This is a genomic window from Actinosynnema sp. CS-041913 (genome assembly GCF_050942485.1).
GTDB lineage: Bacteria > Actinomycetota > Actinomycetes > Mycobacteriales > Pseudonocardiaceae > Actinosynnema.
This window is the reverse complement of sequence record NZ_CP192037.1, coordinates 3,997,085-4,019,956: the sequence shown is the minus strand read 5'-3', so window position 1 is coordinate 4,019,956 and position 22,872 is coordinate 3,997,085. Positions and strand designations below refer to the sequence as shown.

Genomic DNA, 22,872 nt, shown 5'->3' with positions numbered 1-22,872 from the left:
CGAGCCCGCGGCGGCGGACTCGGCGGACCTTGATCCGTTCGGCGACCCTCGCCGCTCCACCCGTCGCACGCGCGTGTAGCTTTCGCATGAAAGGGGTAAAGGACCGCCCATGAGCAGCACACCGATCTACGACGAGCTGGCCGCCATCCTGCTCGCCGATCATCCGGTCAAGGCCGAGACCGGCCAGAACGCCGCGCCCGAGCCCGCCGAGGACCCGTCCAAGCAGGTCCGGGCCGGCGGCCGACGGCGCAAGCCCGAGCCGGATGCTTGATCTTTAGTCAACACTGAAGGAATAATGATCATTGCGGTCGAACATTTGTTCGACCTGAGCTAGGCTCCCCGCCATGCAGGTCTCGCTGTTCGACGCCGGTGCGGAGCCTCCCGGTCTGCGCCCGCTGACCGGCGTCCGCCGCACCGTGCTGGGCGACGGCGCGTGGATCGACGTGCTGCCCGGCTGGCTGACCGGCGCCGACGAGCTGTTCCGGCGGCTGGTGGCGGACGTGCCGTGGCACGCGGAGCGGCGGCAACTGTACGAGCGGGTGGTCGACGTGCCCCGCCTGCTCTGCTTCTACGGCGAGGACGCTCCCCTGCCGGACCCGGTGCTCACCGAGGCCCGTGCGGCGTTGAGCGCCTGGTACGCCGAAGAGCTGCGCGAACCGTTCCGCACCGCCGGGCTGTGCTACTACCGCGACGGCCGGGACAGCGTGGCGTGGCACGGCGACACCATCGGGCGCGGCAGCACCGAGGACACCATGGTCGCGATCGTCTCGGTCGGCACGCCCCGCGCCCTGGTGCTGCGCCCGCGCGGCGGGGGCGCGACCGTCCGGTACGCGCTGGGCCACGGGGATCTGATCGTGATGGGCGGCTCGTGCCAGCGGACGTGGGAGCACGCCGTGCCGAAGACCGCGAAGTCCGTCGGGCCGCGCGTCAGCATCCAGTTCCGGCCGCGCGGCGTGCGCTGAACCAGCCGGTCGATTGATCGCGGAATCCACGTGGTGCGCCACCGCCGCATTCCGCGCCATTGCGGAATTCATCCATTCGATGACGAATTCCCGTCAACGCGCGCCGGCGACTGTGCGATATTCGCCGCATGACGCACTCCCCTTTCGTCGTCCGGGTCGAGACGGTCGAGCTGGATGCGGTCGGCGGTCGCCAGATCTCCGCCAGGCACCGCGGCACCGCCCTGCTGGCCGACCGCAAGGACGAGATCAGGCAGGGCATCCAGTCCGCTGTGGAGGTCGTCCGCGATTCCCTGGCGGACGACCGGGATGAGCGGGGCTGGCGCGTATCGTCGGTGGAAGCGACGTTCGGGATCACCTTGTCGGCGGAAGCGGGCGTGATCCTCGGCAAGGCGTCGGCCGAAGCGACATTCGAGGTGACCTTGACCGTTGAGCGCACCTGACCCGGCGCCGATGTCCGTCCGGGAAGCCGATACGCCGGTCCAGGACTACTGGGTCGAACTGCGCCACGGCGTCCGGGGCCTGGGAGCGGCGTTCTTCCTCACCCGCCGTTTCCTGGTGACCGCGGCGCACTGCCTCCGGCCGGTGGCGGACGACGCCGAACTCACCGTCGCCTTCCCGGACGGCGCCACCGCGCCCGCGCGCGTCCACGAACGCCTGCGGGACGCCGACCTGGCGGTCGTCATGCTGATCGGCAAGTCGACCGTGCAGCCGCCGCAGGCCGACACGTGCGGCCCGCGCGACTCGTGGCGCACACCGACCCGGCCGACGCCGTCCGATCCGCTGCTGCACGGCTCCGTGGTGGAGCCGGACGTCCCGTTCGACTGCGCGGGCGGCGCGCGGCTGCGGGCGTTGCAGCTTGAGACGGGTGTGGAGCTGGGCGACTACTCGGGCTACTCGGGCGGCCCGGTGGAGCGGACGGACTCCGACCGGCCGTCCCTGGTGGGGCTGCTGATCGAGCAGTATCCCGACCGGCAGCGACCCGAGCGGGCGTCGAACGTGCTGTTCGCGGCGACCATCGCCGAGGTGCTGAACCGGTTCGACTGCTTCGACATGTCCAACGTGGTCGGCCACCTCCACGGCCGGGCGCCCGCGCGGGCCACGACCTACGGCGAGGTGCTGGCGGACGTGACGACCCTGTTGGAGCAGGTCGCGATCTGGGAGGAGCACGGCCTGATGAGCCCGGCCGAGATCGCGTCCCTCCGGTTGCGCGTGCAGCGCAGCGTCGTGGAGGAAGCGACCAGGCGGGGGCGGCCGTGAGTTCCCTCAGTCAGCCTCTCCGATCTGTTGATCTCGATGGTGGCTTGGTGGGCGGTGGGGTTGCAGCAGGCTTTGTCGCGCGAGCAGTGCGTGCGCACCGCGTCGGCGATGGCCTTGTCCAGTTCACGGATGGTGGCCCGGAGCACGCGGATCAGTTGTGCCTGGACGCCGACGAGCCGGGTGACGACGGCCTGGCCGAGCGCGGCGGGTTGGTGGCCGTCGGTGCGCAGGCAGTCGGCCGGCTTGACGGAGTCGCCCGGATCGCTCTTGGCCCTGGCCGCGCCCCAGCGGGGCCGGATGGCGTTGAGGCGGCCTCGGCCCGGCGGAGCCGGCGGAACTCACAGTGGCCGTCGAGCAGCTCGCGACACGGGCCACGCACCCGCCGGGACCGAGTGGTCACAACCCTGCTCGTCAGGGTTGCAGAAGGGATGGTGGCCTGATGAGCGACGCGGGCGCGGCCACGGAGGATCCGCTGAGCGGGCTCGACGCCGCGTTGGCGACCAGGCGGGTGCACGGCGCGCTGCCCTACCAGCTCATCGCCGCGGCCACCCCCGACTTCGTCCGGGAGAACGTCGACCGGCTGCACGGGTACGTCGCGCTGCTCGACGAACTGGGCTACCGGACGGACGCCGACCGACTCCTCGCGGCCATGCGCCATGCGACCGGACCCGGCAGCGAGGAGGCCGTCAAGCTGGACAACCGGCAGGCCCTGCTGGCAGCCGCCCGCGGCGACCACGGCAGGGCGCTGACCCTGTTGCAGGACGCGCACATCGACGCGGGCCGCGCGGGGTCGCCGATGCTGGCCACGATCGTCGCCAACCTCGCCGCCGTGAACCTGCTCGCGGGCAACCTCGCCGACGCCCGCAAGTGGGCGCAGCTCACCGCGGACGGTCGACCCGGTCTGCTCACGGCCGCCGTGTCGACGGCCGTCGCCAAGCTCACGGCGGACTCGAACGCGTTCCACGAGGCCGCCGCCGAACAGCACCGCCGCACCGCCGACTACCTCCGGCACGCCGCCCCGGACGATCCGGTGGCGCTGGGCGCGTTCGCCGCCGCGGCGGCCACCGGTTCCGAAGCCGGCCAAGGGGATGAGGTTCTCGACGCCCTGGAGATCGCGCTGCAGCGCAACGCGGCCACGCTCGGCGCGCGACACCCGCAGACCGTTGTGGCTTTGATCAACCTCGCCTCGGCCCGCTTCCGGGCGGCCCGGGACCAGGGCACACCGGACGACGTCGGCGTGGCACTGGCCGAGCTGCGGTCGGCGACCGAGCGCGCCGCGGCGGTGTTCGGGGCGGACAGCCACCGCACCCTGGTCGCGTGGTCCAACCTGGCCTCGGCCGAGTTCGAACTGGCCAGGGCCCACCGGTCGCCGGAGCGGGCCCGCCAAGCGCTCCCGGCGCTGCGCTCGGTCGCCGACCGCACCGCCGACGTGCTCGGCGCGGACCACCCGGAAGCCTTGCTGGCACTGTCGAACCTCGCCACCGCCGAGTTCGAGATGGCCCGGCTGGAAGGCTCGTCGGAAAGCGTGGCCCGTGCGCTCGACACGCTGGCCACGGCGTCCTCGCGGTCCGCGGCCGTGCTCGGCGCAAGCCACCCGGCTACCGTCGTCCTCGACCAGGAGCTGCGGCTGTGTGCCGAGCTGTTCGAAGAGGACGAAGGCCAAGGTGGCCTCGCCGTGATGACGAAGGTGCGCACCAAGAGCGTTCCACCGTTCGGCGACGACTACGTCCCGTTCGGCGAAGTCCAACAACTGCTGGATAACCCAGGACTGTCCACAGTGCACTTCCCGCCGCCGTCAGTGGAGCAGTTTTTCCAGGACTTGGCCGATGTAGACCGAATGGTCCAGAACAGCGAGCCCCTCCCCTCCGAAGACCACTCGCGCAGCCTGACGAGTCGGTCGCTGCTACTTCGCCGGGTGGCCTTGGCGCCTGATCCGCATGCCTTCCTGGCGGCACTCCGACGACGTGCTTCCATGACCGCGTTGTCGCGCACGCGTTATATCGCGGAGCTGCTCCAGATTCCGTTCGGCAAGGTCGACCAGCACACCATGATGCTCTTCAAGGACATCGCCGAGTGGCGCGGCCACGCCGGCGATCCCACGGGCGCGTGGCACAACATGGACTGGCTGGTGAGCGGGATGAAGTTCTGGTTCGGGGAGGAGCATCCCGCCACCCTCGCGGCCCGTGTCGACCTCGCCCATTGGGACGGCGAGGTCGGTCGGAGGAATGAGGCCCTGGCCGGGTTGTCGAGGGTGCTCACGCTCCAGGACGAGGAACACGATCAGGTCACCACGGAGATGCTGGTGACCCGCAACAACTACGCCCACTGGCTCGGTCGCCAACGCGGACCGAAGGCGGCCGTGGGCGCGCTGCGGCGGGTGATCAACCAGTTGACGGAAGTGCTCGGCCCGCACCACGTCTACACGCTGGCCGCCCGCAACAACCACGCCTGCTGGCGCGGCGAGGCGGGCCACCCGGTCGCCGCCGCGAACGAGCTGCGGCGGCTGCACACCACGATGGTGGACGTGCTGGGGCCCGCCCACCCGGACACCCTGGCCACCCGCAACAACCTCGCGTACTGGCTCGGCAGGTCCGGCGACCCGGCCTCCGCCGTGGCCGAACTGGGCCGTCTCCTCGACCACCAGATCCGGCTGCTCGGCCGTGCCCACCCGGAGGTGGCGACCACCTTGGCCAACATCCGGGGTTGGCAGGAGCGCGCCGAATCCTGAGAGTCACTCGGCTCCGTACCATACCGTATGGTACGGTCCAGGCGTGGTGAGCAAGCGGGACTGGCTGGACATCGGGCTGCGGGTACTGGCGCGGGAAGGCGCGCCCGCGCTGACCGTCGAGCGGCTGAGCGGGCGGCTCGGCGTGACGAAAGGCTCGTTCTACCACCACTTCAAGGGGATGGCCGGGTTCAAGGTCGACCTCCTCGCGCACTTCGAGGCCGAGTGCACGACCGGCTACATCGAGCAGGCCGAGCGGGGCGGCGGGACCGCGCGCGAGCGGTTCGAGCGGTTGCTGGAACTCGTGCTGGCCGACGAGGAGGACCGGCCGCTGCTGGAGTCCGCGATGCGGGCGTGGGCCATGCAGGACGCCGACGTCCGGGCGACGCAGGAACGGGTCGACCAGGAGCGGATCGGGTACCTGGCCCGGCTGTGCGCCGAGGTGGGGCCGGCTGACGAGGCCCTGCCGGCGGCCCGCCTGCTCTACTTCGTACTGATCGGGTCCGGGCACGTGCTGCCGCCGGTCGGGCCCGCCGAACTGCGGGAGATCTACGCGCTCACAACGCGTCTGGGGAACTGGGGGAAGGGATGAATCCACGGTGGATACCACGGCTGATCGTCATCACGGCGGTCCTCCACTTCGGGTGGGCGTTCGCGCAGCCGCACGCGTGGTCGGCGATCGTCGGCGACGGGTTCTTCCGCGCCGTCGCCGACGACTCGGCGCCGGACTTCTGGGCACGTGAGGCGACGATCTGGTTCATGCTGTGCGGTGTCGCGCTGCTGGCGTTGGGGACGTTGACGGGCAAAGCGTTGCGGGACACCGGGAAACTGCCCGCGCAGACCGGCTGGTACCTGCTGGTGATGGGTATTCCGCTGTCCGTCCTGTACTTCCCCGTCACGGGCAGTTGGGCGCTGGTCGTCATCGGGGTGCTGGCGCTCACCGCGCGCGCGGAGGTGGCGGCGTGAAGGCGTTGCGGGTCGTGTTGGTGCTGCTGGGGTTGTTCGTCGTCGGCACGGGTCTGATGGATGTCGTGGTCGGCCCGTCGGCACTGCCCGGGAGCCCGACGGCCTCCCCCACGCTGGACAGCCACTACCGGTTCTTCGCCACGATGTGGCTCGCGCTGGGGGTGGTGCTGCTGGCGCTCGTGCCACGGGTCGAGACGTCCACCACCGCGCTGCGCGGGGTGTGCGCGGCGGTGTTCGCGGGCGGGCTCGCGCGGATCGTGTCGTTGATCGCCGTAGGGCCGCCGCACGGGCTGCTGGTGTTCTTCATTGGCGTCGAACTGGTCCTGCCGCCGGTCCTGGTGTGGTGGCAGAGGACGGTGTCGCCGGCGTCCACGTCGTAGGCGTCCACCCGGTCGGGTGGACCTGCCGGGCGTCCGGTGGGTGGCTCACCGAGCCTGTCGGGTCGAGTACCCGCGCGCCGAGCGGCCGGGCCCTGTCGGGTCGAGCAGCCGAGCGCCGAGCGGCCGAGCGCTGTCGGGTCGGGCAGCCCAGCGCCGGGCGCTACCGGTCGGGCAGCCGAGCGCCGAGCACTACCGGGTCGGGGGCCGAGCACCGAGCAACCGGGCACTATCGGGTCGAGTAACTGACGATCTTGTTCGTGGCCACCCGCTCGGCGCAGCGCTCGCAGACCACCTGGGTGGTCACGTGGCCGCCGCAGTCGGCGTGTTCGGCGATGCGCGGCGGCCCGGCCTCGCCCGACAGGTGCCGGTCGCCCCACTCCCGCAGCGCCAGGAGCACCGTGGCGAGTTCTCGGCCCCTGCTGGTCAGCCGGTACTCGTGCCGGGGCGGCCGGTCCTGGTACTGCACGCGTTCCAGCACGCCGTGCTCCACCAGGCCGCTGAGCCGGTCGCTGAGGACGTTGCGCGCGATCGGCATGCAGGCGAGGAACCCGTCGAACCGGCTCACACCCAGCAACGCGTCCCGCACGATCAGCAGCGTCCACCGCTCGCCCACGACTTCGAGCGTGCGCGCTATCGAGCAAACCTGGTCGTCGTACGTGCGTCGGAGCATCCACCCATGCTAACCAAGGGTTTCATGACGAAACTCGTCGCGCTCCGACGCGCCTTTGGGGGACTCCATGGGCAGGATCATCCGCACCGCGCTCCGCCGGTCCGTGAGCCGGGTCCGGCACGTCTCCCCCGTCCGGCCGAGTGCCGCGCGGGGTTCGGTCGCCTCGGTGTACGCCGAGGTGGAGGCCGACTTCGGGCTGCTCGCGCCGCCGGTCGCCCTCCATTCGCCCGCGCCGGTCGCGTTGGCGGCGTGCTGGGCGCTGCTGCGCGAGACGCTGGTCGCCTCCGGTCTCGCTACCCGCGCCGTCAAGGAGGCCGTGGCCGCCTCCGTGTCCCGCTCGAACACCTGCCCGTACTGCGTCACCGTGCACGGCGCGACTCTGCGCGAGCTGACCGAGGGGCGCGGGCTGACCGACGGCACGTTCGCGCCGGTCGAGGCGTGGGCGGACCGGTCGGGCCCGCGGCCGTTCCCGAGCGAGCAGGTGCCCGAACTGCTGGGTGTCGCGGTCGCGTTCCACTACCTCAACCGGATGGTGAACGTGTTCCTGGACGACTCGCCGCTGCCGCCCAACGCGCCGGCCGTCGCCGAGCGGTTCCTCGGGCGGTTCATGGGCGCGAGCGCGCGCAAGGAGTACCCGCCCGGCACGTCGCTGCGGCGGCTCCCGGCCGCGCCGCTGCCGCCGGACCTGGTGTGGGCGGCCGGGAACCCGGTCGTCGGCGACATGTTCGGCCGGGTCGCGGCGGCGTTCGACGCGGGCTCGCGGGTGCTGTCCGGGGAGGCGCGGGACGTCGTGCTGGCGCACGTCGCCGGGTGGGACGGCACACCGCCGGGCCTCGGCCGGGGCTGGGCGCACGAAACGGTGGCCGGGCTGTCGCCCGCCGACCGGCCGGGCGCGTTGCTGGCGCTGCTCGTGGCCACGGCCTCCTACCAGGTGGACGAGGGCGCGGTGGCGGGGTTCGGCGACGCGGAGCTGGTGGAGCTGACGTCCTGGGCGAGCTTCACGGCGGCGCGCCGGATGGCGGACCTGACCTTGCGCGCCACGGAGGTGTGAGGTGGGCCGTCCGTGGCGGGCGCTGGCGGTGCTGTGCCTGGCGAACTTCCTGATCCTGCTGGACACCACCATCGTGAACACGGCCGCGCCGGACATCATGGCCGGCATCGGGGCGGGCATCGACGACGTGCTGTGGGTGCTCAACGGCTACCTGCTGGCGTTCGCGTCGCTGCTGATCATCTTCGGGCGGATCGGCGACCTGGTCGGCCCGCGGGCCGTGTTCGTCGCGGGGCTGGCCCTGTTCACCGCCGCGTCCGTCCTGTGCGGGCTGTCCGGGACACCGGGACTGCTGATCGCCGCGCGGGTGCTCCAGGGGATCGGCGCGGCGGCGCTGGTGCCGCAGGCGCTGGTGCTGATCTCGGCGATCTTCCCGGCCGAGCGGCGCGGGGCGGCGTTCGGCATCTTCACGGCGGTGGCGGGCGTCGCGGCGGTGAGCGGGCCGACGGTGGGCGGGTTGCTGATCACCCACCTGGGCTGGCAGTCGGTGTTCTACCTGAACGTGCCGTTCGGGCTGCTCGGCCTGCTGCTCGCGGTCCGCTTCGTGCCGGACCCGCGCAGCCGCCGGCCGCACCGATTCGACCTGGTGGGCGTCGTGCTGGCGACGTTCGCCCTGCTGGGTCTGGTGTACGGGCTGGTGGAGGGCCAGCGGCACGACTGGGGCACGATCGCCGGGCCGATCGGCATCCCGCTGGTGTTCGCGGTCAGCGCCGCGCTCGGCGTGGGTTTCGTGCGGTGGGAACGCCGCCGCCGGGAACCGCTGGTGCCGCCGGCCCTGTTCCGCGACCGCGACTACCCGATCGCCACCGCGATCACCTTGCTCACGTCGTTCTCGATGTACGGGCTGCTGCTGGTCTTCGTGCTGGAGACGCAGACCCTGCTCGGCATGAGCCCGCTGATGTCGGGTGTGACGGCCCTGCCGTGGACGGTGGCGCTGAGCGCCGTGGCCCCGTTCGGCGGCAGGCTGGCGGACCGGGTCGGCGGGCGGATCCTGTTGGTGGTCGGCCTGTCCGTGTACGCGCTCGGCGTGCTGGGCGTGGCGTTCCTGACCGGGCCGGGGGCTTCCTTCGGCACGTTCCTCGCGCCGATGCTCGCGGTCGGCGTCGGAATGGGCCTCGCGGTGGCCCCGACGACCACGGAGGCGATGCGCGGCGTCCCGCCGGACCTGGCGGGCGCGGCCTCGGGCGTGCTCAACACGGCACGGCAGGTCGGCGCGGCGCTGGGCGCGGCCGTCATCGGGGCGGTGTTGCAGAACCGGCTGGTCGCCGCCCTGCGCGCGGAAGCCGTGACGTTGGCCGACCGGCTGCCCGAGGCGTCGCGGCCCCGGTTCCTGGCCGGTTTCGAGGACGCCGTCGCACGGGGCCTGCAACTCGGCACGGGACAGCACGGGGGCATCCCCGTCCCGGCCGATCTGCCGCCCGACCAGGCGGCGCGGTTCGCCGGCCTGGTGCGGGAGGCGTTCGACACCGCGTTCGCCGCGGCGGCCCGCCCCGCGCTGGTGGTGGTGGCCGGCGCGGTCCTGCTGGGCGGCGCGCTGGCCACCCGGATGACCGCACCGGTTCCCGTCGCCGCGCAAGGGAAGCCGCGCGGATGAGCCGGGACCAGCCCATCCGCGCGACCCCGCGGCGGATGTCCGTCGTGTTCGGGGACACCGCCTCTCGGCTCCCTCCCGTCGGGCTGGGGGTCCTGTCGGGGAGGAAGCACGTGAGGGGAGGCTCGACACCTCGGCCACGAACGGTACTAGCAGTGGGTCCTAACAAGCAACCAACTAGTAAGAAAACCGTACTATCGCTGGTAACCTGTCATTGTGACGACCAAGCGCAGGTACGACGACGGCTGCGCGTCCGCCCACGCCCTCGACCTGGTGGGCGAGCGCTGGGCTCTGCTGGTCGTCCGCGAACTGCTGTTCGGGCCCAAGCGGTTCACCGACCTGCGGGCCGGGATGCCGGGGGCCAGTCCCAACGTGCTGTCCCAGCGGCTGCGCGAACTGGAGGAAGCGGGCGTGCTGCGGCGGCGGAAGCTCGCACCGCCCGCGTCCGCGCGCGTGTACGAGCTGACGCCGTGGGGGCGGGAGCTGGAGCCGGTGATCCTCGCCTTGGGACGCTGGGGCGTGCGCTCCCCCGGTCTCCACCGCGACGGCGGGATCGGGGTCGACTCGGTCATGCTGGCGCTGAAGGCGTTGTTCGATCCGGACCTCGCCGGCGGCCTGGAGGCGGAGCTGGCGGTCCGCATGGGCGACGACGGCTTCGAGGTGCGGCTGTCGGACGGCCTGACCATCCGCCGCGGTGAACCCGACCGGCCGCACGCCGTGCTCACGACGGACCCGCGCACCCTGAACGGACTGCTGTGGGACGACCTGCCGCTGGCGGAGGCCGAGGCGACGGGCGAGGCGACAGTCATCGGCGACCGCTCGCTGGTCGAGCGATTCCTGCGGATGTTCCCCCTCCCCGCGCCGGCCGTGGTCGCCTGACGCTCGACGGCACCGGCCGTGGTGCGCGGCGGCTCGGCGGCACTGGCGGTGGTCGCCGGACGCCTCAGCGGCACCACACCAGCCGTGGTCGCCGGACGCCTCGGCGGCACCAGCGGTGGTCGCCTGACGCTCGGCGGCGCCAACCGCAGTCGCCCGACACCCTCGGCGCGCCGATTCGTTCCCGCCGCGAGCGCGGAATCCGGCCCACCACATCCCGCCCGTACCCGGTCTTCTTCGAGATTGCGCATTCCGCGACGAGTCGTTTTCCCAGGTCACCACCGCCGGTAACCTCGGGGGACACCGGGAGGATTCCGGCGCTACGACGCGAAAGCGGGAGGGTCCGTGGCACACACCCGAGTCCATTCGAATGCCGCGATCGGTTGGATGGACGCGTTGAACACTCGCCGGCACCGCACCGCGCTCTACGCGTTCCTCTTCGTCGTCATCGCGCACTGGGTCGAGCACATCGTCCAGGCGGTGCAGATCTACGCGCTCGGCTGGCCGGTGCCCCAGGCCAGGGGCGTGCTCGGCATCTGGTTCCCGTGGCTGATCACCTCCGAGGTGCTGCACTACGGGTTCGCCCTGGTGATGATCGTCGCCCTGTTCCTGTTGCGGAAGGGTTTCACCGGCCGTTCCCGCAAGTGGTGGGCGATCGCGCTGGCATTGCAGTTCTGGCACCACATCGAACACCTGCTGCTGATCGTCCAGTCGTCCACCGGAGTGTTCCTGCTGGGCCGCCCGGCACCCACCAGCGTCATCCAACTGGTGGTGCCGCGGGTCGAATTGCACCTGTTCTACAACTTCGTGGTGTTCATGCCGATGGTGGTCGCGATGGTGCTGCACCTGCGCCCGACTCCGGACGAACGCGCGCAGATGCGGTGCGCGTGCGCGACCCCGGTGCCGGCCTGAATCCGTGCACGAGCACGGCACGGTAGGCCTTCCCCTCGGGTTCACCCTGCTCCGTCTGGTCCTGCTGCTGTCGGTGACGGTCGTGGCGGGGTGGGCGCTGGCCCGGCCGTTCACGCCTTCGTCGGGCGTGCTCACCCGCCGGGTCGTCACGGCGGTCGCCGCGTCCGGCGGGATCGTCGCGCTGCTGGTGGCGGACGCGTCGTGGCTGCCCGGCCCGGCGGCGGTCGCCGTGATCGCCTGTCTGCTGGCTCCTCCGCTGTCCCGCAGGCAGTTGCCCGCGCTCGCGCACTGCGTGCTGGCCGCCGTCGTGCTGGTGACGGCGGCGACCGCCGTGTGGTTCACCGGACCGCCGCTGGCCGTGGCGCATGTCGTGCTGATGGCCGGGTTCGCGGGCGTGGCGTGGGCTGCGCTGTGCCCGTCGACAGTGGTGGTCCGCGTGGTCGGGGCGGGCTTGGCGGTGGCGTTGCTGGCGAGTCTCGCCCAGGTCACGCTGGCCGGGCACCTGGCCACGCCGCCGTCCGGCCGGCCGCTGCTGACCAGGATCGTGCTGGGGGACGCGGTCGACGTGCTGGTGGTGCCGCACCGTCCCGGCTGGAACGTCGTGCACGTCCCGGATGTTCCGGTGCGGGTCGGCAACGGCCCGGCGGCACTGGTGGCGGCGCGGGAACAGCCGGGTGCGAGTGGTCGATGGGCGTTGGTTTGGCTGGTGGAGGGGCGTGGCTCGCTGTGGCTGGAACACGCCGGCCGACGGGCGACCGTGCCGGTGAACCCCGGACGGGAGGCGTGGTCGGGGCCGGACGTGCGGGGGCCGGAGGGCGTCGAGTACGCGGGTGCGGTGCTCGCGTCCGTGCTGACCGGCCGCGCCGATCCGCCGTGGCCACGCCTGACCGATGCCGACGCGGACGCGCTGCGGGTTCAGGTGGCGTCGATGCCGGGGCCGTTCGCTCTGGTCACGGACTCGTCGGAGCGGTCGGCCGCCGCCGAGGGTGTCGTGCGCGACGAGGCCGGGCGGCGCGGGATCCCGATCGTCACGTCCGCTGCCGATGTGCTGGTGCTGGGCGGTCGGGCGGACGGCGGACGCGTGCACCTCGCGCCTTGGCTGCGTCCGCCGGACTTGAGCACGCCGGACGCGCAGCGGTACGCGCGGGTGCTGGCCGACGCGTTCCCGGGGGAACGCCCGTCGACACCCGGACTCGCCGCCTGGTCGGGCAGTTGACCATCAGCGCGCGGCAACGGGATCGGCGTCCGGCCGGTTGACCCCATCGCTCCGGGCGGGGGCGTTGTCGGTCGCGTGGCGCAGCGGGAAGTCACGGGCGTCGCGGAAGCTCATCGGCCGACGGTCGGCTGAGCGGAGCCACCGCACCACGGCCGTTCGGAGGTGTGAATCCCGTGCCCGGCCGACGGATAGGATTCGCTGGTGGATCCGTCCGACGACCTGGGGGCCTGGGCGCCCCCGCCCGCGCCGGGCCCGGCACCCGTGATCAGCCTGCCCGGCTACAGCGACTTCCGGCTCGTCGCGCACGGCGGCGAGGGCACCGTGTACCGGGCGCGTCAGGACGGCCTCGGGCGCGATGTCGCGGTGAAGGTCCTCGATGTGACCGACCCGGACACGGTCAACCGCTTCCAGCGGGAGCTGGAGATCACCGTCCGGCTCGGCCGCCAGCACCCGCACATCGTGACCGTGCTGGACACCGGCTCGATCGCCGGGCGGCCGTGCATCGTGATGGAGTACTACGACCTGGGTTCGCTGCACGACAGCCTGCAGCAGCGCGGCCCGCTGCCGGTGGCCGAGGTGATCGCGGCGGGCATGGCGGTGGCCGACGCGCTGGCGTTCGCGCACGGCCAGGGCATCCTGCACCGGGACGTGAAGCCGCAGAACATCCTGGTGCTGCCGACGTCCTACGTGCTGGCGGACTTCGGCATCGCGCGGGGCGCGGACGCGGGGCACTCGGCCTCGTTGCAGCTCGTCAGCTACCGGCACGCCGCGCCGCAGATGGTCGAGGGGCAGCGGCCGGCCGCGTCGGACGACCTGTGGTCGCTCGGCTCGACCCTGTTCACCCTGCTGGACGGCCAACCGCCGTTCGCGTCGTCCACGCCCGAGCAGGACACCATGCTCGGCTACCTGGGCCGCGTGCAGTCGTCGCCACCCCGGTCGCTGACCCGCCGGGACGTGCCGCCGGAACTCGTGGCGCTGATCATGCGGTGCCTGAGCAAGGCGCGCGAGGACCGGTTCCCGGACGCGACGGCGCTGCGGGCCGCGCTGGCGGCGGTGCCGACGTGGGCGCCGCAGTCCACGGTCGACCCCGAGCACACCGCGGCGCTGCACCGACAAGGACCCGACCGGTTCCCCGAGGGGCCGACGTCGATCCCGGACTTCGGGCCGCGTCCCGCGGTGGAGGACGCGCCCTCGGCCGAGGCCGAACCGGCCGCGCCCGAACCGGTGCGCACGTGGACCGAGGACCTGGCCGACCTGACCGTGCGGCACGACACGCCGCCACGCCCGGTGGTGCCGCCGCCCGCGCCGCCGATGGTGACGCTGCCCGAACCGCCGGTCCGGCCGCGCCGCAGCCGCCGCCCGCTGGTGTTCGCGTCGGTGGCCGTGGTCGCGGGCGTGGTGGCGGGCGTCCTGCTGAGCACGCAGGACCGGGGCGGCGGGCAGGCCGCGCCGCCGAGCACCACGACCACCACCGAGTCGGAGATCCCCGTCCCCGCCACGACCACCCCGGCCACCATTCCCGAGGGCGGCGACCCGAAGTACCGGCCGACGCTGAAACGCTTGGAGGACAACGGCTCCAGCATCGAGCTGTTCTGGACCGACCCGAGCGACGGCAACGCGCAGTTCGTCGTCGTGGACGTCACCGGCGCAAAGGCCCAGCCCCTGGTCAACGTGGCGGCCGGCGTGACCTCGTACACGGTGGAGGGACTCGACCCGGAGGCCGACCAGTACTGCTTCCAACTGCTCGCGATCGGCTTGGTCGACCCGACGACGCAAAGCGGCTCGTCCCCTCGCGCCTGCGCGGTCCGCAACGGCTGACGGCGCGGTCCCGCAACGACTGACGGCACGGTGTTCGAACGCAAGGTGTTCCGGGGCGCGATAGGGCGGTTACGCGCCTAACGCCGCCAGAGAGGCCGGGGATCGACGGCCCAGAACAGCCGTCGGTGCCACGGCACGATCCGCCTCAGTCCACTGTGGACTTCACGTGCCAACCGCCACGCCTCAACCGGATCAGGCGGACCGGCGGCCGGTGCGGGTGCGGGTGCGGGTGCGCGATTCGGCATGGGCGCGCGATTCGGCATGGGCGCGCGATTCGGCACCGGCGGGCTGTTCGGCACCGGCGGGCTGTTCGGCACCGGCGCGCGGTTCGGCGCGGGCCGGCTGTTCGGGGCGAAGGCGGTGCGGTCGGCCAAGGCGGCGAGCCTCATCGCCGGGGGCAGAGCCAGGTCCCGTGCGATGTCCGGGGCCGTCCGGTCGCGGCGGGGTGTTCGGCCGGACAGCAGGAGCAGGTCCAGCACGTGGTCCCACGCGCCCGCGACCCCCGCCCGCCGCAACCGCAGCCGGCGGCCGGTCCTCAGCAAGCCCAGTGCGAACACGACCAGCACCGGGATCGAGCCCAGCGCCAGGAGTCCCACCCACTGGCGGGACGGGGCGGCGGTCGCCTGCGCGTCCGGGGCCTTCGACGGCGGCACGAACGGCGGCGGTGCGGACAGCGCCGTCGTGGTCGGGGTCGCCGTGACGGAGGCCAGCCGGTCCAGCACCTCGCGCTTCGCGGCGGCGCTCGAACCGCCCGACGACGTGCCCGTCACCGGGTCGAACGGCACCCAGCCCCAGCCGGCGAAGTACACCTCGGGCCACGCCGTGGCGTCGCTGCCGCGCACCACGCGTTCCTCGCCCGCCGCCGGCTGGAAGCCCACCACGACCCTCGTCGGCAGGCCCACCGCCCGGCCCAGCACCGCGAACGCCGACGCGAACTGCTCGGCGGTCCCGGCGTTCGCGCCCGGTTCGCCGGGGGCACCGAACAGGAACCGCTCCAGCCGCGCGTAGGACGACCCCACGGGCGCCTGCGCGTCGGGCGTGCGGCCGATCTTCACGACCTGCTCGATCGCGACCGCGCGCTCGTAGGGCGTGCGGGCGTTCTGCACGATCTGCCGCGCGTACTCGGCCAGCGAGTACGGCAGGCCGGGCAGCGCCAGGTACCGGCGGGTCCGGTCGCCGGCGGGCACGGTCGCGTTGAGCAGGTCGGTGTCCTCCGGCACGTCGACCACGCCACGGGTCCGGTAGCGCAGGCCGGGCGCGAGGTCGTCGAGCAGCACCAGCGAGCCGGAGTCCGGGTCGGCCATCGCGCCGTCCAGCGTGACCGACGTCGGCCGGCCCACGGTGGGCAGCCAGCTTCCGGACAGCTCGCCGATGGTCACCTCGATCTCGGCTTCCTCGACCCGCGAGCCGGCCGGCAGGTCGGGCGCCGCGACCGCGCCCAACGGCCCGTACAGCGACGCCGCCCGCCACGCCGCGCCGGAGTAGTCCGACAGCGCGACCAGCCGCACCGCGCGTTCCGGTCCCTTGACCCGGAACAGCTCCGTGTCGCCCAGGTTCGCCCACGCCGCCAACTGCGGCAGCGGACTGGCCACGCCCAGGTCGGTCACCGGCGGCTCGACCAGCTCACGCGGCTCGAACGCCCCGCTCGCGGGCAGCAGGGTCGCCAGCAACGCCACCACGGCCACCGGCACGGCGGGCAGACCCAGCAGCAGCCGCCCACCGGCCTCCAGCCGGTCCACCACCAGCCAGCCCAGGGCGATCAGCGCGATGAGCGCCAGCGCGATCAGCCCGTGCCGGTCCGCGCGGCCGGCGGTGAGCAACGCCGTGCAGGTGTACAGGACGGCCACTCCTGCCACCGGGGCCAACAGCGAACGTCCTTTGCCCGCAACGGAAACCGCCGCCGCCAACGCCACCGCGAAGGTCAGCAGAGCCCCCGGCACGAGCAGTTCGGGCGTCGCGGGCGCGGGCCGCGCGGCCGTCAGCACGCGAGGCACCAGGTCGAGCAGCACGGTCACCGGATCGGTCGTGTCGGCCGTGCCGCGCGCCACCCAGTAGCCGCCGACCAGCACCAGCGCCAGGAGGCCGAACATGGTCAGCCCGGTCGGCACGCGTTCCCACCGCACCAGCGGCACGCACGCGAACGCCAGCAGCGCCGCGCCGCCGAACACCAGCGCGGGCAGCCAGCCCTGCCAGCCGGACGCGAAGTGGATCGCCGCCACCACCATCAGCAGCGCCGACCAGCTCAGCCGCGCGATCACCGGGACACCGCCGTGTTCCACGCCGAGAGCAGGCCCTCGGCGTTCGGGGCGCGCAGCACCAGGACCGCGCCGATGGCGGAGATCGCGGCGGCCGGCGACGGGTCGACCGAGAGCACCACGCCGACCGACGCCCGCCCGGCCTCCAGCAGCAGGGCCGACAGGTCCGAGCCCTCCCCGCACACGACCGCCACGACGTCCAGGTCCCGGACCGGCACGGGACGCGGCACGCCCCGGTCGGTGGCGGCCTTGAGGTCGGCCAGCACCGCGAGCAGCACGGACGCGTCGGCGTCCACCGCGCCCGCCGGCAGCTCCACGTCCACCGCCCCGGACGCCGACAGCAGCCGCACCGGGTGGCCCTCCGCGATCGCCACGGTCACCAGGGACGCGGCCACCTCCACCGCGTCCTCGAAGTCCTTCGGGTCCGGGTAGCCGTCGGCGTGGTCGTCCAGCACCACGGCCAGGTGCGGCCGGGCCGGGTCGGCGTCCTCGCGGATCATCAGCGTGCCGGTGCGGGCCGACGTCGCCCAGTGCAGCCGCCGCAGGTCGTCGCCGGGCACGTATTCCCGCAGCCCCACCAGGTCGGTGCCGCCGCGCTCGACCCGTTCGTCCGCGCCGACGTGACCGCGCTTGACGCCGCCGGGCAGGCCGCGCACCGGCAGCACGCGCGGCACGACCCGCACTTCCACCACGTCGCCGACCACCGTGCGGGCGTGCGCGAGACCGGCGAGGCCGCGCCGGCTCAACGTCAGCGGGCCGACCTTCAGCAGACCCCGGGTGTGCGTCGGTATCGGGTACTCGACCTTGACCCGCTGGCCGGGGTCGAGCAGCGGGATGTCCACGGCGACCGGCGCGCCCGCCACGTCGTCGGTCGCGTCGAACAGCACCGGGAACCGCCTGCTCGCGCCGGTCAGCTCGATCACGCCGGTGCAGGTGCCGAGGCGTTGGACGGTCCGGGGCCGCACCGTCCGCTTCGGCACGACCGGTGCGCGGGCCAGCACGGACAGCACCCCGGCCAGCGCCAGCGCGGTCAGCGCCACGCCCAGGCCGACGACGCCGGGATAACGCCACCACAGGCCGACCGCCACCAATGGCACCCCGAGCACCACCGCGCCCAGGCCACGTGCGGTCAGCCGGACCCTCGTCATCGCGCCGACGGCCGCGGCACCGCCACGCCCGCCAGGACGTCGGTCAGCACCTCCTCGGTGGTCGCGCCCGCGAGCTGCGCCTCCCGCGTCAGCACGAGGCGGTGCGCGAGCACCGGCACGACCAGCTCCTGCACGTCACCCGGCACGACGAAGTGCCTGCCCTGCGCCGCCGCGTGCACCTGGACGCAGCGCACCAGGGCCTTGAGCCCGCGCGTGCTCGCGCCCAGCCGCAACCGGTCGTCCGCCCGGGACGCCGTGCCCAGCTCGCCGATGTAGCGCAGGATCGGCTCGGCCACGTGCAGCGTCTGGAGGCGGCGGCTGTACTCCGCGACCACGTGCGGGTTGGACACCGTCGGCACCGCGCCGACGAATCCCGCGCCGCTGCCCGGCCGCAGGACGTCCAGCTCGTGCTCGACGGACGGGTAGCCGATGGCGGTGCGCAGCATGAACCGGTCGAGCTGCGCCTCCGGGAGGTGGTAGGTGCCGTCCAGGTCGATCGGGTTCTGCGTGGCGACCACGAGGAACGGGGCGGGCACCGCGTGCGCGACGCCGTCGACGGTGACCGTGCGCTCCTCCATCACCTCCAGCAGCGCCGACTGGGTCTTCGCGGCGGCCCGGTTGATCTCGTCGGCCAGCACGATGTTCGCGAACACCGGCCCCGGCCGGAACCGGACCTGCCCGGTCTGCGGGTCGTAGACGGACGTGCCGGTGACGTCGGAGGGCAGCAGGTCGGGCGTGAACTGCACCCGCCGCGACACCCCGCCCAACGCACCCGCGACCGCCCGCGCCAACGTCGTCTTGCCGGTGCCGGGCACGTCTTCGAGCAGCACGTGACCGCCCGCGAACATCGACACCAGCACCAGGTCCACCACCGCCCGCTTGCCCCGGATCGCGGTCTCCACCGCGTCACCGAGCCGGGCGTGCAGGACGCGGAACGCCGCGATCTCGTCCTCGCCGATCGCCGGAACTGCCGTAGTCGTCACTGTTCGCCGTACCCCTCGTCCCACACCCGCCCGCACACCGGCCGTGCGACCGGCCCAGCGCCCGAATCACCGGACTCAACGCCTGATCCCGCCCCGAACCGCACGCTCGCGAACCGCACGTCGCCGACCCGCACGCTCGCGAACCGCACGCTCGCAAGCCGCACGCTCGTGAACCGCACGGCCTCGAACCGCACGGCCCGAACCCGCACCGCGGCCGAACCCGAGCCCGGCTTCGGGCCCACTGCCAACCGCCGGGCCGGGCGGTCCTGGTCCAAGCCCGTCACAGCTCGCCGTCACGCCGACGTCGGTCGCGGAGGCGCAGCAGCCACGCCGTCGCCAGCAGGCCGATGCCACCGCCCACCAGCGGCGTGCTCTCCGACGACGGAGCGCGGCGCGGCTGGCACGGGCTGCGGGGACACGGCTCCCGGTCGATCACCCGGACGTTGCGGTAGTTGGACTCCACCGAGCCCCCGCCCGATGCCGCGTACGCCATCACCACGATGCGGTTGACGCCGACATCCACGTAGATCTCCGCCGACGTGGCCGAACACGCGATCGGCACGGAGTAACCCTGCGTCGTGTTCACAACCTCGCACCGGCCGTCGTGGTTCGCCCAGTCCGCCGGCGGGGCCATGTTCACCTGCCGCGAGAACATGTCACCCGTCCCCACCACACCCGTGATCACCGTCGCGCCGGCCGTGGGCAGGCTCGGCGGAGGCGGCGTCGTGGTCGTCGTGACAGGTGGCGGCACCGTCGTCGTGGTGGTCGGCACCACCGGCGGCGGTGTCGTGGTGGTCGGGGGCGGCACGGTGGTCGTGGGCGGGGCCGCGACGGGCGGGCGCACGGTCCACGACGCGGTGGAGGACTCGCCCGCGCCGAGCCGGTTGTAGGCCGCGACCGACACGTCCAGCCGCCCGCTGGTGCAGAACGTCCCGCCGCAGGGCAGGCTCAGGTCCGCCGACGTGCCGGCCACCTGCGAGGTCTTGCTGCCACCGCTGAACGCGCCGGTCGCGGTCACCGAGTAGCCGTCGACCCGCTCGCCGTTGTCCGGGGCCGGGCCCCACGTCACGCGCACCACGACAGTCGTGCCGTTGTTGGACGTCTGGCTCACCGTCACGCCCGGCGGGCGGCCCGGCGCGACACCGGACTGCCCGGCGCTCGGTGTCGTCACCGGCACGTCGGTGGTCGGCACGGCCGGCGCGTTGGGGCCACCGCGCTGGTTGTCCCGCGTCGGCGGGTCCGGACGCGGCGGTGGCGGGCTGGGCACGCTCGGCATGGGCGAGCGGTCCGGGTCGGTCACCGGCAGCTCGGGGCTGCGGATCACCACGTTCCGGGTGCGGCCGTCGGAGTCCACGATCACGCCCGCGTCCGCGCCGGGGGTGTTGATGAACAGCTTGCCGTCGTCGAACACCAACTCCGGGTCGCCGGAGCCGGACGTCCGCACGTCGTCGCTGCCGCGCCCGCCGGAGCGGTCGAGCACCACGACCTTGCCCGCGCCGCGGCACGGCACGTAGACGCGGTCGCGGAACACCGCGGGCCGACCGGGGCGCGAACAGCCGAACCGCCCCATGTCCACCCGCAGCACCTCGTTGTCCGACACCAGGATCACCGCGCCGGCGTCCGGCACCGAGGCGGGCACCAGGCCCGTCGGACTGGTCTGCGCGGCCAGCACCTCGCCGGACAGCGACACCGTGTTGGCCGTCAGGTCGCGGTTCGTGCCGTCCCGCACGACCACGCCGCCCTCCAGCCCGAGCAGGGTCACGCCCCGCTCGTGCGGCACGAGCGCCGTGCGCGGCCCCGCACCCGGCACCGGCCGGCTGGACAGCTCGCGGAACCGGTCGGCCCCGTCCACCCACTCCAGGGCGTGCAGGTTGCCGCCGTGGTCCACGGCCCAGACCACACCGCGGTCGTCGGCCACCACGTCCGCCAGCGGCTGGCCCACCCGCCACGCCTCGCCGACATCGGCCAGCGTCACCGGGTCCACGTTGTGCACGGTGCCCGCCGCGCGGTCGACCACGTAGACCCGGTCGCCCACGATGAGCACCTTCGCGGACGCGCCGGGCGGCGCCTGCCTGCGGCCACTGGCCAGCAGGGTCGCCAGGTCGATCACGGTGATCTGGCCGGTGCGCCGGTCCAGCACGATCAACTGCTCGTCGGACTGCGCGATCTCCAGCAGGGCGTCGCCGCCGCTGACCTGGAGGCGCGTCTGCGGTTTGCCGGAGCTGGGGTTGACCTGCACGACCTCGCCGCGCTGGTCGTCGTTGAGCCAGGTCAGGCCGTCGGAGACCTCCACGGCCGTACGGGAGATGCCGTCACCCAGCGCCGCGCCCGCGAGCAGCAGCAGACCGAGCACGGCCGCGCCGAAACTGGCCGACTCACGTCGACCTGCCCCGACCACGCGACGCGCGATCCTTCCCAGCTTCATCCCCACGGCGCGGATGTTAACGCCATGGTCCGACAATTCCCGCCGGACCTGCCATTATGCTCCGCTTGGCCCACCGCGCCATGCGCCGGATGCGTCCACATCGGACCGTCGACCTCCTCGTGCGGGCGATCACCGTCGCCGAGGTGTTCGGGTCGGGGGCCGGATCCGGTTCGGTCTCAGAATTCGCCGAGTTCGGCGTGGACCTTGGCGCACTCGGTCCGGAGGCCGTTCTCCACGGCCCGGCTGATCTCGTGCAGAGACCGCAACTGCTCGGGGGTCAGCACGTCGAACAGGTGCTCGCGGACCGCCGTCACGTGCCCCGGCGCGGCGGCCTCCAGCACGGCGAAACCGCGATCGGTGAGCTGGGCGATGGAGCCGCGCCGGTCCGAGTCGCACGCGCGCCGCTCGACCCAGCCCTCCTTTTCCAGCTTGGCCACGGCGTGGGAGAGTCTGCTGCGTGACGAGTGGCAGTTCAACGCCAGCTCACTCATCCGCAGCGCCCGCTCCGGGGCCTCGGACAGCGCGACGAGGATCTCGTAGTACGCCATGGGCATCCCCGAGTCGCGCTGCATCTGCCGGTCCAGGTGTTCGGTGAACTTGGTCACGGCGGTCATGAAGCCGCGCCAAACCTGCTGTTCATCGGCGCTCAACCACCGCACGTCGCTCATGCTCCCATCATACGGTCCTTGTTGAACCTTCAACCAGGATGCGCTATGTTCGGTTGAGAGTTCAACCAGACCGACTGAGAAGGACATCATGACGCAGACTGCGCAGATCCCCGGCTACCTCGTGGGCACGTGGGCCATCGACCCGGTGCACTCGGACGTTTCCTTCGTGGTCCGCCACCTCGGCGTCTCCAAGGTCCGCGGCCACTTCGACACCTTCGAGGGCACGATCGTGACCGCGGAGAACCCGCTGGAGTCCACGGTCACCGCGAAGATCGACACCGCGTCGATCAACACCAAGAACGGCCAGCGCGACGCCCACGTCAAGAACGAGGACTTCCTCGACGTGACGAACCACCCGGAGCTGACCTTCACCTCGACCGGCGTGCGCGCCAACGGCGAGGGCTTCCTGGTCGACGGCGAGCTGACGCTGCGCGGCGTGACCAAGGCCGTGACGCTGGAGCTGGAGCTCAACGGGTTCGGCGACGGCATGGGCGGCGGCAAGGTCGCCGGTTTCTCCGCGAGCACCGAGATCAGCCGGAAGGACTTCGGTGTGACCGGTGGCGCGGCCGGCGCGGCGGTGGGCGACAAGATCACGATCCTGCTGGAGATCGAGGCCTCGCTCCAGGACTGAGCCGGACCTTCGCGTCGGCTTTCGGAGGGGCTTGCCGGGTTGCCGGCAGGCCCCTTTCGCATGTCTTGGTCGGGGCGGCAGGGCGGGCGGGACAGGACGGAACCGGGCAAGACGAGCCGGCAGGGTAGGCAAAGGGGTGGCCTGCGGGCGGCGAGGGGCGGGTGTGCCGGGCTTCGCACGGAGTCGTCGGGCTGAGTGGCCCCCGATATTCCGTTCCGCCGCGCATTTCGGTACTTTTCCCGACACCGCCGTGACTGACCGTGAACCATGAGCCCCTAAGTTTCGTACTAGATCGTGAGGACAACGTCCCCTTCGGTCGATGCTGAAGGCACAGAACTCGA

At 72.8% G+C, this 22,872-nt stretch carries 22 protein-coding genes; 15 read left to right on the top strand and 7 right to left on the bottom strand.

Features of this window, described 5'->3' with window-relative positions:
* Positions 1–109: 109 nt before the first annotated feature.
* The 8 genes from ACQPZF_RS19005 (at position 110) to ACQPZF_RS18970 (ending at position 6,290) form a co-directional block, all read left to right on the top strand.
* Positions 110–271 (top strand): hypothetical protein, encoded by a 162-nt coding sequence (locus tag ACQPZF_RS19005; RefSeq protein WP_433273415.1) that lies wholly within the window; start codon positions 110–112, stop codon positions 269–271.
* A 73-nt stretch (positions 272–344) separates the two neighbouring features.
* Positions 345–962 carry an alpha-ketoglutarate-dependent dioxygenase AlkB gene (locus ACQPZF_RS19000; protein ID WP_433273413.1) on the top strand — a complete coding sequence of 206 codons (618 nt, stop codon included), beginning with the start codon at positions 345–347 and terminating at the stop codon, positions 960–962.
* 128 nt (positions 963–1,090) lie between these two features.
* Positions 1,091–1,402, top strand: a complete 312-nt coding sequence (locus tag ACQPZF_RS18995; RefSeq protein WP_433273411.1) for a CU044_2847 family protein — start codon at positions 1,091–1,093, stop codon at positions 1,400–1,402.
* Positions 1,389–2,219 (top strand): hypothetical protein, encoded by an 831-nt coding sequence (locus tag ACQPZF_RS18990; protein WP_433273410.1) that lies wholly within the window; start codon positions 1,389–1,391, stop codon positions 2,217–2,219. The genes ACQPZF_RS18995 and ACQPZF_RS18990 overlap by 14 nt, the downstream gene beginning before the upstream one ends.
* Positions 2,220–2,658: 439 nt before the next feature.
* Positions 2,659–4,947: a tetratricopeptide repeat protein gene (locus ACQPZF_RS18985; RefSeq protein ID WP_433273408.1), complete on the top strand. Its 2,289-nt coding sequence runs from the start codon at positions 2,659–2,661 to the stop codon at positions 4,945–4,947.
* A gap of 43 nt (positions 4,948–4,990) precedes the next feature.
* Positions 4,991–5,536 carry a TetR/AcrR family transcriptional regulator gene (locus tag ACQPZF_RS18980; RefSeq protein ID WP_433273406.1) on the top strand — a complete coding sequence of 182 codons (546 nt, stop codon included), beginning with the start codon at positions 4,991–4,993 and terminating at the stop codon, positions 5,534–5,536.
* Positions 5,533–5,910, top strand: a complete 378-nt coding sequence (locus ACQPZF_RS18975) for a DUF6463 family protein (RefSeq protein WP_433273404.1) — start codon at positions 5,533–5,535, stop codon at positions 5,908–5,910. Before ACQPZF_RS18980 ends, ACQPZF_RS18975 begins: the two co-directional genes overlap by 4 nt.
* Entirely contained in the window at positions 5,907–6,290 is a 384-nt protein-coding gene (locus ACQPZF_RS18970) for a DUF4345 domain-containing protein (protein ID WP_433273402.1), read from the top strand. The genes ACQPZF_RS18975 and ACQPZF_RS18970 overlap by 4 nt, the downstream gene beginning before the upstream one ends.
* A 226-nt stretch (positions 6,291–6,516) precedes the next feature.
* Here the strand turns inward: ACQPZF_RS18970 and ACQPZF_RS18965 are convergent, their stop codons facing one another.
* Positions 6,517–6,960 (bottom strand): winged helix-turn-helix transcriptional regulator, encoded by a 444-nt coding sequence (locus ACQPZF_RS18965; RefSeq protein ID WP_433273400.1) that lies wholly within the window; start codon positions 6,958–6,960, stop codon positions 6,517–6,519.
* A 67-nt stretch (positions 6,961–7,027) separates the two neighbouring features.
* Here ACQPZF_RS18965 and ACQPZF_RS18960 point away from each other — a divergent pair, with 67 nt between their 5' ends.
* The 6 genes from ACQPZF_RS18960 to ACQPZF_RS18935 all read left to right on the top strand — a co-directional run bounded on the left by ACQPZF_RS18960 (position 7,028) and on the right by ACQPZF_RS18935 (position 14,421).
* Positions 7,028–8,011: a carboxymuconolactone decarboxylase family protein gene (locus ACQPZF_RS18960; RefSeq protein ID WP_433273398.1), complete on the top strand. Its 984-nt coding sequence runs from the start codon at positions 7,028–7,030 to the stop codon at positions 8,009–8,011.
* A 1-nt stretch (position 8,012) separates the two neighbouring features.
* The gene (locus ACQPZF_RS18955) at positions 8,013–9,602 is read left to right on the top strand and encodes a DHA2 family efflux MFS transporter permease subunit (protein WP_433273396.1); all 1,590 of its coding nucleotides are present in this window, start codon (positions 8,013–8,015) and stop codon (positions 9,600–9,602) included.
* Positions 9,603–9,815: 213 nt separating this feature from the next.
* Complete coding sequence (locus ACQPZF_RS18950; protein ID WP_433273394.1) at positions 9,816–10,478, top strand: winged helix-turn-helix transcriptional regulator; 663 nt, start codon at positions 9,816–9,818, stop codon at positions 10,476–10,478.
* Positions 10,479–10,862: 384 nt separating this feature from the next.
* Complete coding sequence (locus ACQPZF_RS18945) at positions 10,863–11,387, top strand: hypothetical protein (protein WP_433273392.1); 525 nt, start codon at positions 10,863–10,865, stop codon at positions 11,385–11,387.
* Positions 11,388–11,391: 4 nt separating this feature from the next.
* The gene (locus ACQPZF_RS18940; RefSeq protein ID WP_433273390.1) at positions 11,392–12,603 is read left to right on the top strand and encodes a DUF6239 family natural product biosynthesis protein; all 1,212 of its coding nucleotides are present in this window, start codon (positions 11,392–11,394) and stop codon (positions 12,601–12,603) included.
* Positions 12,604–12,804: 201 nt separating this feature from the next.
* On the top strand, positions 12,805–14,421 hold the full coding sequence (locus tag ACQPZF_RS18935; protein ID WP_433273388.1) for a protein kinase domain-containing protein: 1,617 nt from the start codon (positions 12,805–12,807) through the stop codon (positions 14,419–14,421).
* Between the two features lie 77 nt (positions 14,422–14,498).
* Here the strand turns inward: ACQPZF_RS18935 and ACQPZF_RS18930 are convergent, their stop codons facing one another.
* The 6 genes from ACQPZF_RS18930 to ACQPZF_RS18905 form a co-directional block, all read right to left on the bottom strand.
* Entirely contained in the window at positions 14,499–16,679 is a 2,181-nt protein-coding gene (locus ACQPZF_RS18930) for a DUF3488 and transglutaminase-like domain-containing protein (RefSeq protein ID WP_433273386.1), read from the bottom strand.
* Positions 16,676–17,824 (bottom strand): DUF58 domain-containing protein, encoded by a 1,149-nt coding sequence (locus ACQPZF_RS18925; RefSeq protein ID WP_433273384.1) that lies wholly within the window; start codon positions 17,822–17,824, stop codon positions 16,676–16,678. Before ACQPZF_RS18925 ends, ACQPZF_RS18930 begins: the two co-directional genes overlap by 4 nt.
* On the bottom strand, positions 17,821–18,807 hold the full coding sequence (locus tag ACQPZF_RS18920; protein WP_433273382.1) for an AAA family ATPase: 987 nt from the start codon (positions 18,805–18,807) through the stop codon (positions 17,821–17,823). The genes ACQPZF_RS18925 and ACQPZF_RS18920 overlap by 4 nt, the downstream gene beginning before the upstream one ends.
* Positions 18,804–19,082, bottom strand: coding sequence for a hypothetical protein (locus ACQPZF_RS18915; RefSeq protein ID WP_433273380.1), 279 nt, complete (start codon positions 19,080–19,082; stop codon positions 18,804–18,806). The genes ACQPZF_RS18920 and ACQPZF_RS18915 overlap by 4 nt, the downstream gene beginning before the upstream one ends.
* Before the next feature lie 5 nt (positions 19,083–19,087).
* A complete protein-coding gene (locus ACQPZF_RS18910) occupies positions 19,088–21,238 on the bottom strand; it encodes a hypothetical protein (protein ID WP_433273378.1) in 2,151 nt (716 codons plus the stop codon).
* A gap of 170 nt (positions 21,239–21,408) precedes the next feature.
* Positions 21,409–21,900 carry a MarR family winged helix-turn-helix transcriptional regulator gene (locus ACQPZF_RS18905; protein ID WP_433273376.1) on the bottom strand — a complete coding sequence of 164 codons (492 nt, stop codon included), beginning with the start codon at positions 21,898–21,900 and terminating at the stop codon, positions 21,409–21,411.
* 85 nt (positions 21,901–21,985) lie between these two features.
* Here ACQPZF_RS18905 and ACQPZF_RS18900 point away from each other — a divergent pair, with 85 nt between their 5' ends.
* Entirely contained in the window at positions 21,986–22,531 is a 546-nt protein-coding gene (locus ACQPZF_RS18900) for a YceI family protein (RefSeq protein WP_433274613.1), read from the top strand.
* Positions 22,532–22,872 lie beyond the last annotated feature (341 nt).

Bases quoted from the DNA above. Each gene is read 5' to 3' on its own strand.
- ACQPZF_RS19005 (WP_433273415.1), top strand. From the start codon at position 110: ATGAGCAGCACACCGATCTACGACGAGCTGGCCGCCATCCTGCTCGCC.
- ACQPZF_RS19000 (WP_433273413.1), top strand. From the start codon at position 345: ATGCAGGTCTCGCTGTTCGACGCCGGTGCGGAGCCTCCCGGTCTGCGC.
- ACQPZF_RS18995 (WP_433273411.1), top strand. From the start codon at position 1,091: ATGACGCACTCCCCTTTCGTCGTCCGGGTCGAGACGGTCGAGCTGGAT.
- ACQPZF_RS18985 (WP_433273408.1), top strand. From the start codon at position 2,659: ATGAGCGACGCGGGCGCGGCCACGGAGGATCCGCTGAGCGGGCTCGAC.
- ACQPZF_RS18975 (WP_433273404.1), top strand. From the start codon at position 5,533: ATGAATCCACGGTGGATACCACGGCTGATCGTCATCACGGCGGTCCTC.
- ACQPZF_RS18965 (WP_433273400.1), bottom strand. From the start codon at position 6,960: ATGCTCCGACGCACGTACGACGACCAGGTTTGCTCGATAGCGCGCACG.
- ACQPZF_RS18960 (WP_433273398.1), top strand. From the start codon at position 7,028: ATGGGCAGGATCATCCGCACCGCGCTCCGCCGGTCCGTGAGCCGGGTC.
- ACQPZF_RS18945 (WP_433273392.1), top strand. From the start codon at position 10,863: ATGGACGCGTTGAACACTCGCCGGCACCGCACCGCGCTCTACGCGTTC.
- ACQPZF_RS18925 (WP_433273384.1), bottom strand. From the start codon at position 17,824: ATGACGAGGGTCCGGCTGACCGCACGTGGCCTGGGCGCGGTGGTGCTC.
- ACQPZF_RS18905 (WP_433273376.1), bottom strand. From the start codon at position 21,900: ATGAGCGACGTGCGGTGGTTGAGCGCCGATGAACAGCAGGTTTGGCGC.